Origin of the sequence: Pseudomonas brenneri (assembly GCF_007858285.1) — a bacterium.
Lineage (GTDB): Bacteria > Pseudomonadota > Gammaproteobacteria > Pseudomonadales > Pseudomonadaceae > Aquipseudomonas > Aquipseudomonas brenneri.
Genome location: NZ_VFIL01000006.1, coordinates 50,995 through 62,532 on the forward strand (window position 1 = coordinate 50,995; position 11,538 = coordinate 62,532).

The window sequence follows — 11,538 nt, forward strand, 5'->3', positions numbered from 1 at the left end:
CCCACTACATTGGTTGACGCAAGCCCCGAGGGGGCTGGGTCAATGTGCTTGTTCTACTGCAGCGAAACCCGGCACATAGGCCTTGATCGCACTCAGCAGTTCTTCCTTGCTGAAAGGCTTGGTCAAAAATTGATCGACACCAACGATGCGCCCCTTGGCCTTGTCGAACAGGCCATCCCTGGATGACAGCATGATCACCGGGATGGCCTTGAACGCCGGGTTGTTCTTGACCAGGGCGCAGGTCTGATAACCATCCAGGCGCGGCATCATGATGTCGACAAAGATAATGTGCGGGTGATGGTCGACGATCCTGGCCAGGGCATCAAAACCGTCGATGGCCGTGATGACTTCGCACCCTACGTTCTTCAACAGCGTCTCAGCGGTGCGGCGAATCGTTTTCGAATCGTCGATCACCATCACTTTCAAGGCGTTGGAATGCTGTTCCATATCTGCTCTACCATCGCCACAGCGAATCGGTTTTCGGTGTGTACTGCCGGATATTGCCAGGGACGAGCGCCAGAACCCTTGTGGTTCAAGGGCCGACACGCCATGGCAGCCTTTTTAGCACAGACTGGGGAGGCAATCTATCGGCCGACCGGCAAGGTGGTTTTTCCTTGACCCACAACAGCCGCAGCGCCACTCTGACGCCACTTTTATGCGCCCTTATTTGCTAGAGGAAATCCCCCATGAGCGTTCGCGTCGGCATTGTCATGGACCCTATCGCCAGCATCTCCTATAAAAAGGATAGCTCGCTGGCCATGCTGCTGGCCGCCCAAGCCCGCGGCTGGACCCTGTTCTATATGGAACAGCGCGACCTTTACCAGGGTGACGGCGAGGCGCGGGCGCGGATGCGCCCCTTGCAGGTGTTCGCCAACCCTGAGAAGTGGTTTGAGCTGGCAGACGAGGTCGACAGCCCCCTGAGCGACCTGGACGTGATCCTGATGCGCAAGGATCCGCCGTTCGACATGGAGTTCGTCTACTCCACCTACCTGCTGGAGCAGGCCGAGCGCGCGGGTGTGCTGATCGTCAACAAGCCGCAAAGCTTGCGTGACTGCAATGAAAAGCTGTTCGCCACGCTGTTCCCACAGTGCACGCCACCGACCGTGGTCAGCCGCCGCGCCGACGTGCTGCGTGAATTTGCCGCCAAGCACGGTGATGTGATCCTCAAGCCGCTGGACGGCATGGGTGGCACCTCGATCTTCCGCCACCGCGCAGGCGATCCGAACCTGTCGGTCATCCTCGAAACCCTGACCGCGCTGGGCACCCAGCAGATCATGGGCCAGGCCTACCTACCGGCGATCAAGGATGGCGACAAGCGCATCCTGATGATCGACGGCGAGCCGGTGGATTACTGCCTGGCGCGTATCCCGGCGGCCGGCGAGACCCGTGGCAACCTCGCGGCAGGTGGCCGTGGCGAAGCCCGCCCGCTGAGCGACAAGGACCGCTGGATCGCCGCCCAGGTTGGCCCGACCCTGCGGAAAAAAGGCCTGCTGTTTGTAGGCCTTGACGTAATTGGCGAGCACCTGACGGAAATCAACGTCACCAGTCCGACCTGTATTCGCGAAATAGACAACGCGTTCGGCACCAATATCGGCGAAATGCTCATGGCAGCGATTGCCGACAAGCTACAAGCCAAGTGACATAGAACAGCCGGATGTAAACCAACATTGCGCTATCATGCGCCACCTGTGAAACGCGCGATGTTGGTTTTCCTGCTATGACGCTCCCGTCTGACCTGCCCCCCGAATTCAGCCGCAGCCGCGTGCGCCCGGCTGATCGGCTCGGCTTTACCCTGTTCCTGGCAGCGCTGATTCACTTGGCGTTGATCCTCGGGCTGGGCTTTACCTTCGTCGAACCCCAGCAGATCAGTAAAACCCTGGAAATCACCCTCGCCACCTTCAAAAGTGAGAAAAAGCCCGAGAAGGCTGACTTTCTGGCGCAGGATAATCAGCAAGGCAGCGGTACCCTGGACAAGAAGGCAGTGCCCAAGACCACCGAAGTGGCGCCCTTCCAGGACAACAAGATCAATAAGGTCACGCCGCCTCCTGCGGCCAAACCCGAGGTCAAGCAGGCCGTGCCCAAGGCGGCTGTCGCCACTGTCGCGCCAAAGCCACAGAAAACCGCGACCCCGCGCGAAGCCGTGAAGACTGAGCCTGCGCCACGCACACCCGCCCCCACATTCGACGCCTCGCAACTTTCCAGCGAAATCTCCAGCCTGGAGGCCGAACTGGCCAATGAGCAACAGTTGTACGCCAAGCGCCCGCGCATCTACCGGCTCAATGCCGCCTCGACCATGCGCGACAAAGGCGCCTGGTATAAGGACGAATGGCGCAAGAAGGTCGAGCGCATCGGCAACCTGAACTACCCGGACGAGGCCCGGCGCCAGCAGATCTACGGCAACCTGCGCCTGCTGGTGTCGATCAACCGCGACGGCTCCTTATATGAAGTGCTGGTGCTGGAGTCGTCCGGCCAGCCGTTGCTGGACCAGGCGGCGCAACGCATCGTGCGCCTGGCCGCACCGTTCGCCCCGTTTACCGGTGACCTGAACGATATCGACCGCCTGGAAATCATCCGCACCTGGCGTTTTGCCAAGGGAGATCGTCTTTCCAGCAACTGATCTGCCCCCTCAACGGTGTAGGAGCGAGCTTACTCCTACACAGGAAATAAATCCGCTAACCGATTTCCTACACATCCCCAGCTTGTCAGTTCGCCCCTCCAACGCCACACTAGCGGACATGAAAAATGTCAGCCCGACTTACCTCAAGCACCACTTCCTGATCGCCATGCCCCATATGGCCGACCCGAACTTTGCGCACACCTTGACCTATATCGTCGAGCACACGGCCAATGGCGCCATGGGGTTGGTGGTCAACCGCCCGCAGGACCTGAACCTGGCCGATATCCTTGAGCAACTGCGCCCGGAGATCGACCCACCCGCCAGTTGCCAGGCGGTGCCGATCTATTTCGGCGGGCCGGTGCAGACCGACCGTGGTTTCGTGCTGCACCCCACGGGCCCGACGTTTCAGGCAACGGTTGATCTGGACGGGGTATCGCTGTCCACGTCCCAGGACGTGCTGTTTGCCATCGCCGATGGCGTCGGCCCCAAGCAGAGCCTGATTACCCTGGGCTACGCCGGCTGGGAAGCCGGGCAACTGGAAGAAGAGCTGGCCAACAATGCCTGGCTGACCTGCCCGTTTGATGCCGACATTCTGTTCAATACCGCCAGCGAGCTGCGTCTTAACGCCGCGGCGGCACAGTTGGGGGTCAACCTCAACCTGCTGACCAGCCAGGCGGGACACGCCTGATGGCCTTGCGATTGATCCTCGGGTTTGACTACGGCACCAAGCAGATCGGCGTCGCCGTGGGCCAGGTCATCACTGGCCAAGCCCGCGAGCTGTGTACCTTGAAGGCGCAGAACGGCATACCGGACTGGAATCAGGTCGAAGCCCTGATCAAGGAGTGGAAGCCCGACGCGGTGGTGGTTGGCCTGCCGTTGAACATGGACGGCACCCCCAGCGATATGTGCCTGCGCGCGGAAAAATTCGCCCGCCGCCTCAATGGGCGCTACAACCTGCCGTTCTATACCCACGATGAGCGCTTGACCACCTTCGAGGCCAAGGGTGAGCGTCGCGATCGTGGCGGGCAAAAGGGCAGCTACCGCGACAACCCGGTCGACGCCATTGCCGCCGCCTTGCTGTTGCAGGGCTGGCTGGATGAAAACACCGCTTTATTTGAATCCTGACTGACGCGGCTTGCCGCGTCTTCTTACGTTTGAGCCCGGACTTTGCCAGCGTCACGCTGCCCAAGCCCCTGAAGGAGCCACCATGAGCCTGCCCAATCCCGCCGAACTGATCCGTCAGATGGCGACGAGCCTGACGACCCACTTGCAACACCGTGCCATCAGCGAGCCGCGCTTCATTGGCATCCGCACCGGTGGCGTGTGGGTCGCCCAGGCCTTGCTGCAAGAATTGGGCAGTGAGTCGCCCCTGGGCACCCTGGACGTGTCCTTCTACCGCGACGACTTCAGCCAGAACGGCCTGCACCCGCAGGTGCGTCCGTCAGAGCTGCCGTTCGAGATCGAAGGCCAGCACCTGGTGCTGATCGATGACGTGCTGATGAGCGGGCGTACCATCCGCGCCGCCATGAACGAGCTGTTCGACTACGGCCGCCCGGCCAGTATCACCCTGGTCTGCCTGCTCGACCTCGACGCTGGCGAACTGCCAATCAGCCCGGATGTCGTGGGCGCAACCCTGTCGCTTTCAGCCCAGCAGCGGGTAAAATTGTCCGGTCCCACGCCGCTCGAACTCGAACTGCAAGACCTCGCCCTTTAAACCGCCTTGTAAAGAGTCCCCGCGATGACGCCTCTAGATGCCAAGCGCCCGCTGCAGCTCAACGCTCAGGGCCAACTGCAACACTTCCTGTCCCTCGACGGCCTGCCCCGCGAATTGCTCACCGAAATCCTCGACACTGCCGACTCGTTCCTCGAAGTCGGCGGCCGGGCGGTGAAAAAAGTCCCGCTGCTGCGCGGCAAAACCATTTGCAACGTGTTCTTCGAGAACTCCACGCGCACGCGCACCACCTTCGAGCTGGCGGCCCAGCGCCTGTCAGCCGACGTGATCACCCTGAACGTCTCCACCTCGTCGGCGAGCAAGGGCGAAACCCTGCTCGACACCCTGCGCAACCTGGAAGCCATGGCGGCCGACATGTTCGTGGTACGCCACAGCGACTCGGGCGCGGCGCACTTTATCGCCGAGCACGTGTGCCCGCAGGTGGCGATCATCAACGGCGGCGATGGCCGTCACGCCCACCCGACCCAGGGCATGCTCGACATGCTCACCATCCGTCGGCACAAGGGCGGCTTTGAAAACCTCTCGGTGGCTATCGTTGGCGACATCCTGCACTCGCGGGTGGCGCGCTCGAACATGCTGGCCCTGAAAACCCTGGGCTGCCCGGACATCCGCGTGATTGCGCCGAAAACCCTGCTGCCGGTGGGCATCGAGCAATACGGGGTGAAGGTCTACACCGACATGGCCGAAGGCCTGAAGGACGTCGACGTGGTGATCATGTTGCGCCTGCAACGCGAGCGCATGGCCGGCGGCCTGCTGCCCAGCGAGGGCGAGTTCTACCGCCTGTTCGGCCTGACCACCGCGCGCCTGGCCGGCGCCAAGCCCGATGCGATTGTCATGCACCCCGGCCCGATCAACCGTGGGGTGGAGATTGAGTCGGCGGTGGCCGACGGCCCGCATTCGGTGATTCTCAACCAGGTCACCTACGGCATCGCCGTGCGCATGGCCGTGCTGTCCATGGCCATGAGCGGGCAAACAGCCCAACGTCAATTCGAGCAGGAGAACGCCCAGTGAAGCTCAGCATTCTCGGCGCCCGAGTCATCGATCCAGCCAGTGGCCTGGATCAAGTCAGCGATCTGCACCTGGAAGCCGGCAAGATCATTGCCATCGGCGCCGCACCCAGCGGTTTCAGCCCGACCCAAACCATCGACGCCAAAGGCCTGGTGGCCGCGCCTGGGCTGGTGGACCTGAACGTCGCCCTGCGCGAACCGGGCTACAGCCGCAAAGGCAGCATCGCCAGCGAAACCCGCGCCGCCGCCGCCGGTGGCGTGACCAGCCTGTGCTGCCCGCCGCAGACCAAGCCGGTACTGGACACCTCGGCCGTGACCGAGCTGATCCTCGATCGCGCCCGCGAGGCCGGCAATTGCAAAGTGTTCCCCATTGGCGCCCTGAGCAAAGGCCTGGACGGCGAACAACTGGCCGAACTGATTGCCCTGCGTGACGCCGGCTGCGTAGCCTTCGGCAATGGCCTGGAGAGTTTCCGCAGCACCCGCACCCTGTGCCGTGCGCTGGAATATGCGGCCACCTTCGACCTGACGGTGATCTTCCACTCCCAGGACCGCGACCTGGCCGAAGGTGGCCTGGCCCATGAAGGCGCCACCGCCAGTTTCCTCGGCCTTGCGGGCATCCCGGAAACCGCAGAAACCGTGGCCCTGGCCCGTGACCTGCTGTTGGTGGAGCAAAGCGGCGTACGCGCGCACTTCAGCCAACTGACCAGCGCCCGGGGCGTGGCCCTGATCGCCCAAGCGCAGGCCCGTGGCTTGCCGGTGACCGCCGATGTGGCGTTGTACCAGTTGATCCTGACGGATGAGGCGTTGATCGACTTCTCCAGCCTGTACCACGTGCAACCGCCACTGCGCACCCGCGCCGACCGTGATGGTTTGCGCGCGGCGGTGAAGTCTGGGGTAGTTTCGGCGATCTCCAGCCATCACCAGCCCCACGAACGGGATGCCAAGCTGGCACCGTTTGGCGCGACAGAGCCTGGGATCAGCAGCGTCGAGTTGCTGCTGCCATTGGCGATGACCCTGGTGGAAGATGGTTTGCTGGACCTGCCAACGCTGCTCGCACGCCTGAGTTCAGGCCCGGCCCAGGCGTTGCGCCTGCCGGCGGGCAAGTTGGCGGTGGGTTCGGCGGCAGATCTGGTGCTGTTTGATCCGGCCAGTTCCACCGTGGCTGGCGAGCAGTGGCTGTCCAGGGGGGAAAACTGCCCATTCATCGGCCATAGCTTGCCGGCGAATGTGCGCTACACCCTGGTGGACGGACGGATCAGCTACCAGGCTTGATCCAGAACTGAAGCGGGCACAGTCAAATGTGGGAGCGGGCTTGCTCGCGAAAGCGGTGTATCAGTTAACAAATAGGTCGACTGATACACCGCCATCGCGAGCAAGCCCACTCCCACAATTAGATCCTCACAAGGCTGGAGATGATCAGCGCCCGCCCAGCCGCTCGGCATTGCGCACCGAAATCTGCGTATTCAGCGTCCAGAAGTCATACAGCACACCCAGCAGGAACAAGCCGCCGGTCACCAGGTACAACAGGCCGGTAAGCCATTTGCCCTGATACATACGGTGCAAGCCAAACACCCCCAGGAACGCCAATAGAATCCAGGCCACGTTGTATTCGATCGGCCCTGCGGTAAAGCGCAGGTCGGCTTCGCGGTCCATCGCGGGGATCAGGAACAGGTCGATCAGCCAGCCAATCCCCAGCAAACCAAAGGTGAAGAACCAGATCGTCCCGGTCACCGGCTTGCCGTAATAGAAACGGTGCGCGCCGGTGAATCCGAAGATCCAGAGCAGGTAACCGATCATTTTGCTGTGAGTGTCCTGTTGCGAAACAGCCTGTCGATAGGTGTTCATGAATGACCTCTTTTGCCTCGATAGATAAATATTTCTGGTTTCTTTGTGACTTTTTTACAGGCACCCGACGTACGGCAAATGATATCGTCGCTTCCCTCAAAGCCTTGTACCGCCTGACTTGTGTAGGACAATTGCGACGGTTCGTCGCGGTTTTCCTGATTTTGACGTCAAGGTTCAGTCGACAAACGGCCTGAGAAAGACACTAAAAGCTGTTATAAAGTTGCGCGCAAACCAACAAGAGCCTGCCTTATGCGACCATTTTTAAAGACATGGCTAACCATTTGCCTATTAATGCCACTGGCCGCCCACGCCACCAATCGTGAGCAACGACTTCCGAACGTCAATGGTTTCACCCCTAAAGTCCACGCCACTACCAGCTCCGCCAAATCGGTAAAACTCACCGTCAAGCGCCCGACTCAAGTGAGCAAGGCCCACGGTAAAGCAGTTTCCGGCCTGGTAGCGAGCAATAACCAGCAAAGCAGCAAAGTCCTCAGCCGTGCGGTCAACGTGCTCGGTACGCCTTATCGTTGGGGCGGCAGCAGCCCAAGTAAAGGCTTTGATTGCAGCGGCCTGGTGAAATACGCCTTCAATGATGTAGCTGCGGTGGATTTACCACGCACCTCCAATGCCATGGCCAGCGGCCACGGGCAGAAAGTCGATCGCAAGGATTTGAAGCCTGGCGACCTGCTGTTCTTCAAGCTCAAGAGCCGCCAAGTCAACCATGTTGCCATCTACCTGGGCAACGACCGCTTCATTCACGCACCGCGGCGTGGCAAGTCGGTCAGCATCGACACCCTGAAAAAGCCGTTCTGGAACAAGAACTACGTGATTGCCAAGCGTGTGCTGCCTAAAGAGCAGAACAACCTGCGGATCGTGCAACGCTGATTCAAGGCTGAAATGCGGTAAAACATGTGGGAGCGGGCTTGCTCGCGAATGCAATAGATCAGCCACCAAAGAGGGTGACTGACACACCGCATTCGCGAGCAAGCCCGCTCCCACATTTGATTTTTATTGCCCGCAAGACCTCACATGTCGGTAGGCACCCTCGCCTTCTGCTGTGCCTCTTCCCGGCTGACGACCCCTTCCCCGACTAACCCCTTCAAGCTCATATCCAACGTCTTCATCCCCAACGCCCCACCCGTCTGGATCGCCGAATACAACTGCGCCACCTTGTCCTCACGGATCAGGTTACGGATCGCCGGTGTACCGAGCATGATTTCATGGGCCGCCACGCGCCCGCCGCCAACTTTTTTCAGTAACACCTGGGAAACCACCGCCTGCAGCGACTCCGAGAGCATCGAACGGACCATGGCCTTTTCCCCTGCCGGGAATACGTCCACCAGCCGGTCCACGGTCTTTGCCGCCGAACTGGTGTGCAGGGTGCCAAGCACCAGGTGCCCGGTTTCAGCCGCCGTCAGGGCCAGGCGGATGGTTTCCAGGTCGCGCAACTCACCCACCAGGATCACGTCCGGGTCTTCGCGCAACGCAGAGCGCAGGGCCGTGGAAAAGCTGTGGGTGTCGCGATGTACCTGGCGCTGGTTGATCAGTGCCTTGCGCGGTTCATGGACAAATTCGATGGGGTCTTCAAGGGTGAGGATGTGCTGATGGCGGGTGTTGTTGAGGTAATCGACCATCGCCGCCAGGGTAGTGGACTTGCCCGAGCCCGTCGCACCGGTCACCAGTACCAACCCCCTGGGCAACTCGGCAATGCGCCGGAATATATCGCCCAGCCCCAGGGTTTCGAGGCTCTGGACCTGGGAGGGAATCGTGCGAAACACCGCGCCTATCCCCCGGTGCTGGCGGAATACGTTGGCGCGAAAGCGCGCAACGCCAGGTAACTCGAAGGAAAAATCCGTTTCAAGAGATGTTTCGAAATCCTTTTGTTGATGCTTATTGAGGATCGGGCTGAGCAAGTCCGCAACTTGCGTAGCACTCAATGATGGCCAATCGAGTGGCACCACCTCACCGTCAATTCGCATCCTCGGCGCCAGCCCTGCCGACAGATGCAGGTCGGAGGCGCCCCGGCTGACGCTTGCGGCCAGCAGTTCAGTGATGTCCATAGGGCTATCCATTTCCAGTAGAATGCCGCGGACTCCATATCCACGGGCGCAACTTGAATGTCGACCATAGCAGACAATATTGGCCTGGTTAGTCAGCGGATCCGTGCTGCGGCCCAGGCCGTGCAACGTGATGAATCCAGCGTGCATTTGCTGGCGGTCAGCAAGACCAAGCCCGCGCAAGCCGTGCGCGAAGCCTATGCCGCCGGGATGCGCGACTTCGGCGAGAACTACTTGCAGGAAGCCCTCGGCAAACAAGCCGAATTAACCGACCTGCCCTTGAGTTGGCACTTCATCGGCCCCATTCAATCGAACAAGACGCGCGCTATCGCCGAGAACTTCGCTTGGGTGCACTCTGTGGACCGCCTGAAAATCGCCCAACGCCTGTCCGAGCAACGCCCGGCCGACCTGCCAGCACTCAATATCTGCATTCAGGTCAATGTCAGTGGCGAAGCCAGCAAATCCGGCTGTACACCCGCCGATTTGCCAGCGCTGGCCGAGGCGATCAGCGCCCTGCCGCGTTTGAAGCTAAGGGGCCTGATGGCGATTCCCGAGCCTACCGAGGACCGTGCCGCGCAAGATGCCGCGTTCGCAGCCGTGCGTGACTTGCAAGCGAGCCTGAACCTTGGGCTCGACACACTTTCCATGGGCATGAGCCATGACCTTGAGTCGGCCATTGCCCAAGGGGCCACCTGGGTGCGGATCGGTACCGCCCTGTTTGGCGCCCGCGACTACGGCCAGCCATGAAAATGGCTGACTTCCATCTGAGTAAGGACCTGTCATGAGCAACACGCGTATAGCCTTTATCGGCGCCGGCAACATGGCGGCCAGCCTGATCGGCGGCCTGCGGGCCAAGGGCCTGGAAGCTGCGCAGATTCGCGCCAGCGATCCCGGCGCCGAGACCCGCGCACGGGTGAGTGCCGAGCACGGTATCCAGACCTTTGCCGACAACGCCGAGGCCATCCAGGGTGTCGACGTGATTGTGCTGGCGGTCAAGCCACAGGCCATGAAGGCCGTGTGCGAAGCCCTGCGCCCAAGCCTGGCGCCGCAACAACTGGTGGTGTCGATTGCCGCCGGCATCAACTGCGCCAGCATGAACACCTGGCTCGGCGCCCAGCCCATCGTACGCTGCATGCCCAACACGCCATCGCTGTTGCGCCAGGGCGTGAGCGGCTTGTACGCGACGGCACAAGTCAGCACCGCTCAGCGTGAGCAGGCCCAGGAACTGCTGTCGGCCGTGGGCATGGCCCTGTGGCTGGAAGAAGAACAGCAACTGGATGCCGTCACCGCCGTGTCCGGCAGTGGCCCGGCGTATTTCTTCCTGCTGGTCGAAGCCATGACCGAGGCTGGCGTGAAGCTGGGCCTGCCACGGGAAATCGCCGAGCAACTGACTCAGCAAACCGCCCTCGGCGCCGCGCATATGGTGGTGTCCAGCGATGTGGATGCAGCCGAGTTGCGCCGTCGCGTGACATCGCCCAATGGCACCACACAGGCTGCCATCGAATCGTTCCAGGCCGGGGGCTTTGAAGCCCTGGTCGAAAAAGCACTGGGTGCCGCCGCGCACCGCTCGGCCGAACTGGCCGAACAACTAGGTCAATAAGGAGCCAATATGATTGGTTTGAACACCGCAGCCGTCTACGTGCTGCAAACCCTCGGCAGTCTGTATCTGCTGATCGTGCTGTTGCGTTTTGTGTTGCAACTGGTACGCGCCAACTTCTACAACCCTCTGTGCCAGTTCGCCGTGAAGGCCACCCAGCCGCTGCTCAAGCCGTTGCGCCGGGTGATCCCGAGCCTGTTCGGCCTGGACATGTCATCGCTGGTACTGGCGATCCTGGTCCAACTGGCGCTGATGGCCCTGACGCTGTTGCTGACCTACGGCACCACCGGCAACTTCCTGCAACTGATGGTGTGGGCCCTGATCGGCGTGACCGCACTGTTCCTGAAGATTTTCTTCTTTGCCCTGATCATCAGCGTGATCCTGTCCTGGGTCGCACCGGGCAGCCATAACCCTGGCGCCGAACTGGTCAACCAGATCTGCGAGCCCGCCCTGGCGCCGTTCCGCAAGATCCTGCCGAACCTCGGCGGCCTGGATATCTCGCCGATCCTCGCGTTCATGGTGCTCAAGCTCCTGGATATGCTGGTGATCAACAACCTGGCGGCGATGACCATGATGCCGGACATCCTGCGCCTGCTGATCTGACCTTTGTAGGAGCCGGCTTGCCGGCGATGGCACCCGCGAAAACGCCATCGCCGACAAGCCGGCTCCTACAGAAACAAGCC

At 61.2% G+C, this 11,538-nt stretch carries 14 protein-coding genes; 11 read left to right on the forward strand and 3 right to left on the reverse strand.

Annotation, left to right across the window (positions count from 1 at the left end; translation table 11 throughout):
• Positions 1-39: 39 nt before the first annotated feature.
• A complete protein-coding gene (gene pilG / locus FJD34_RS14380; RefSeq protein WP_032858786.1) occupies positions 40-447 on the reverse strand; it encodes a twitching motility response regulator PilG in 408 nt (135 codons plus the stop codon).
• A gap of 239 nt (positions 448-686) precedes the next feature.
• On the opposite strand from pilG, the gene gshB reads away from it, so the two are divergent.
• The 7 genes from gshB to FJD34_RS14415 all read left to right on the forward strand — a co-directional run bounded on the left by gshB (position 687) and on the right by FJD34_RS14415 (position 6,628).
• Positions 687-1,640: a glutathione synthase gene (gshB, locus tag FJD34_RS14385; protein ID WP_032858787.1), complete on the forward strand. Its 954-nt coding sequence runs from the start codon at positions 687-689 to the stop codon at positions 1,638-1,640.
• Positions 1,641-1,717: 77 nt separating this feature from the next.
• Positions 1,718-2,617, forward strand: coding sequence for an energy transducer TonB (locus FJD34_RS14390; RefSeq protein WP_032858789.1), 900 nt, complete (start codon positions 1,718-1,720; stop codon positions 2,615-2,617).
• Between the two features lie 118 nt (positions 2,618-2,735).
• Positions 2,736-3,305, forward strand: coding sequence for a YqgE/AlgH family protein (locus FJD34_RS14395; RefSeq protein WP_090292314.1), 570 nt, complete (start codon positions 2,736-2,738; stop codon positions 3,303-3,305).
• The gene (ruvX, locus tag FJD34_RS14400) at positions 3,305-3,742 is read left to right on the forward strand and encodes a Holliday junction resolvase RuvX (RefSeq protein WP_005792259.1); all 438 of its coding nucleotides are present in this window, start codon (positions 3,305-3,307) and stop codon (positions 3,740-3,742) included. Before FJD34_RS14395 ends, ruvX begins: the two co-directional genes overlap by 1 nt.
• A gap of 82 nt (positions 3,743-3,824) precedes the next feature.
• Positions 3,825-4,331, forward strand: coding sequence for a bifunctional pyr operon transcriptional regulator/uracil phosphoribosyltransferase PyrR (gene pyrR / locus FJD34_RS14405; RefSeq protein ID WP_065942744.1), 507 nt, complete (start codon positions 3,825-3,827; stop codon positions 4,329-4,331).
• A gap of 24 nt (positions 4,332-4,355) precedes the next feature.
• Positions 4,356-5,360, forward strand: a complete 1,005-nt coding sequence (locus FJD34_RS14410) for an aspartate carbamoyltransferase catalytic subunit (RefSeq protein WP_032858794.1) — start codon at positions 4,356-4,358, stop codon at positions 5,358-5,360.
• Positions 5,357-6,628 (forward strand): dihydroorotase, encoded by a 1,272-nt coding sequence (locus FJD34_RS14415; protein ID WP_032858796.1) that lies wholly within the window; start codon positions 5,357-5,359, stop codon positions 6,626-6,628. The genes FJD34_RS14410 and FJD34_RS14415 overlap by 4 nt, the downstream gene beginning before the upstream one ends.
• Positions 6,629-6,772: 144 nt before the next feature.
• Here the strand turns inward: FJD34_RS14415 and FJD34_RS14420 are convergent, their stop codons facing one another.
• A complete protein-coding gene (locus FJD34_RS14420) occupies positions 6,773-7,201 on the reverse strand; it encodes an NINE protein (protein ID WP_032858797.1) in 429 nt (142 codons plus the stop codon).
• Between the two features lie 249 nt (positions 7,202-7,450).
• Here FJD34_RS14420 and FJD34_RS14425 point away from each other — a divergent pair, with 249 nt between their 5' ends.
• Complete coding sequence (locus FJD34_RS14425; protein WP_029300475.1) at positions 7,451-8,086, forward strand: C40 family peptidase; 636 nt, start codon at positions 7,451-7,453, stop codon at positions 8,084-8,086.
• 140 nt (positions 8,087-8,226) lie between these two features.
• On the opposite strand, the gene FJD34_RS14435 is transcribed toward FJD34_RS14425, so the two are convergent.
• On the reverse strand, positions 8,227-9,261 hold the full coding sequence (locus tag FJD34_RS14435; protein ID WP_090292316.1) for a type IV pilus twitching motility protein PilT: 1,035 nt from the start codon (positions 9,259-9,261) through the stop codon (positions 8,227-8,229).
• Positions 9,262-9,318: 57 nt separating this feature from the next.
• Here FJD34_RS14435 and FJD34_RS14440 point away from each other — a divergent pair, with 57 nt between their 5' ends.
• From FJD34_RS14440 to FJD34_RS14450, 3 genes are read left to right on the forward strand one after another with little or no spacing between them, the layout of a single operon-like run.
• Positions 9,319-10,005 carry a YggS family pyridoxal phosphate-dependent enzyme gene (locus FJD34_RS14440; RefSeq protein WP_032858800.1) on the forward strand — a complete coding sequence of 229 codons (687 nt, stop codon included), beginning with the start codon at positions 9,319-9,321 and terminating at the stop codon, positions 10,003-10,005.
• 34 nt (positions 10,006-10,039) lie between these two features.
• A complete protein-coding gene (gene proC, locus FJD34_RS14445; RefSeq protein WP_090292318.1) occupies positions 10,040-10,858 on the forward strand; it encodes a pyrroline-5-carboxylate reductase in 819 nt (272 codons plus the stop codon).
• A gap of 9 nt (positions 10,859-10,867) precedes the next feature.
• On the forward strand, positions 10,868-11,458 hold the full coding sequence (locus tag FJD34_RS14450) for a YggT family protein (protein WP_032858804.1): 591 nt from the start codon (positions 10,868-10,870) through the stop codon (positions 11,456-11,458).
• The last annotated feature ends 80 nt before the right edge of the window (positions 11,459-11,538 follow it).

Coding starts and splice junctions, on each gene's coding strand:
- FJD34_RS14395 (WP_090292314.1), top strand. CDS start 2,736: ATGAAAAATGTCAGCCCGACTTACCTCAAGCACCACTTCCTGATCGCC.
- pilG (WP_032858786.1), bottom strand. CDS start 447: ATGGAACAGCATTCCAACGCCTTGAAAGTGATGGTGATCGACGATTCG.
- gshB (WP_032858787.1), top strand. CDS start 687: ATGAGCGTTCGCGTCGGCATTGTCATGGACCCTATCGCCAGCATCTCC.
- FJD34_RS14390 (WP_032858789.1), top strand. CDS start 1,718: ATGACGCTCCCGTCTGACCTGCCCCCCGAATTCAGCCGCAGCCGCGTG.
- FJD34_RS14420 (WP_032858797.1), bottom strand. CDS start 7,201: ATGAACACCTATCGACAGGCTGTTTCGCAACAGGACACTCACAGCAAA.
- ruvX (WP_005792259.1), top strand. CDS start 3,305: ATGGCCTTGCGATTGATCCTCGGGTTTGACTACGGCACCAAGCAGATC.
- FJD34_RS14440 (WP_032858800.1), top strand. CDS start 9,319: ATGTCGACCATAGCAGACAATATTGGCCTGGTTAGTCAGCGGATCCGT.
- proC (WP_090292318.1), top strand. CDS start 10,040: ATGAGCAACACGCGTATAGCCTTTATCGGCGCCGGCAACATGGCGGCC.
- pyrR (WP_065942744.1), top strand. CDS start 3,825: ATGAGCCTGCCCAATCCCGCCGAACTGATCCGTCAGATGGCGACGAGC.
- FJD34_RS14450 (WP_032858804.1), top strand. CDS start 10,868: ATGATTGGTTTGAACACCGCAGCCGTCTACGTGCTGCAAACCCTCGGC.
- FJD34_RS14425 (WP_029300475.1), top strand. CDS start 7,451: ATGCGACCATTTTTAAAGACATGGCTAACCATTTGCCTATTAATGCCA.
- FJD34_RS14410 (WP_032858794.1), top strand. CDS start 4,356: ATGACGCCTCTAGATGCCAAGCGCCCGCTGCAGCTCAACGCTCAGGGC.
- FJD34_RS14435 (WP_090292316.1), bottom strand. CDS start 9,261: ATGGACATCACTGAACTGCTGGCCGCAAGCGTCAGCCGGGGCGCCTCC.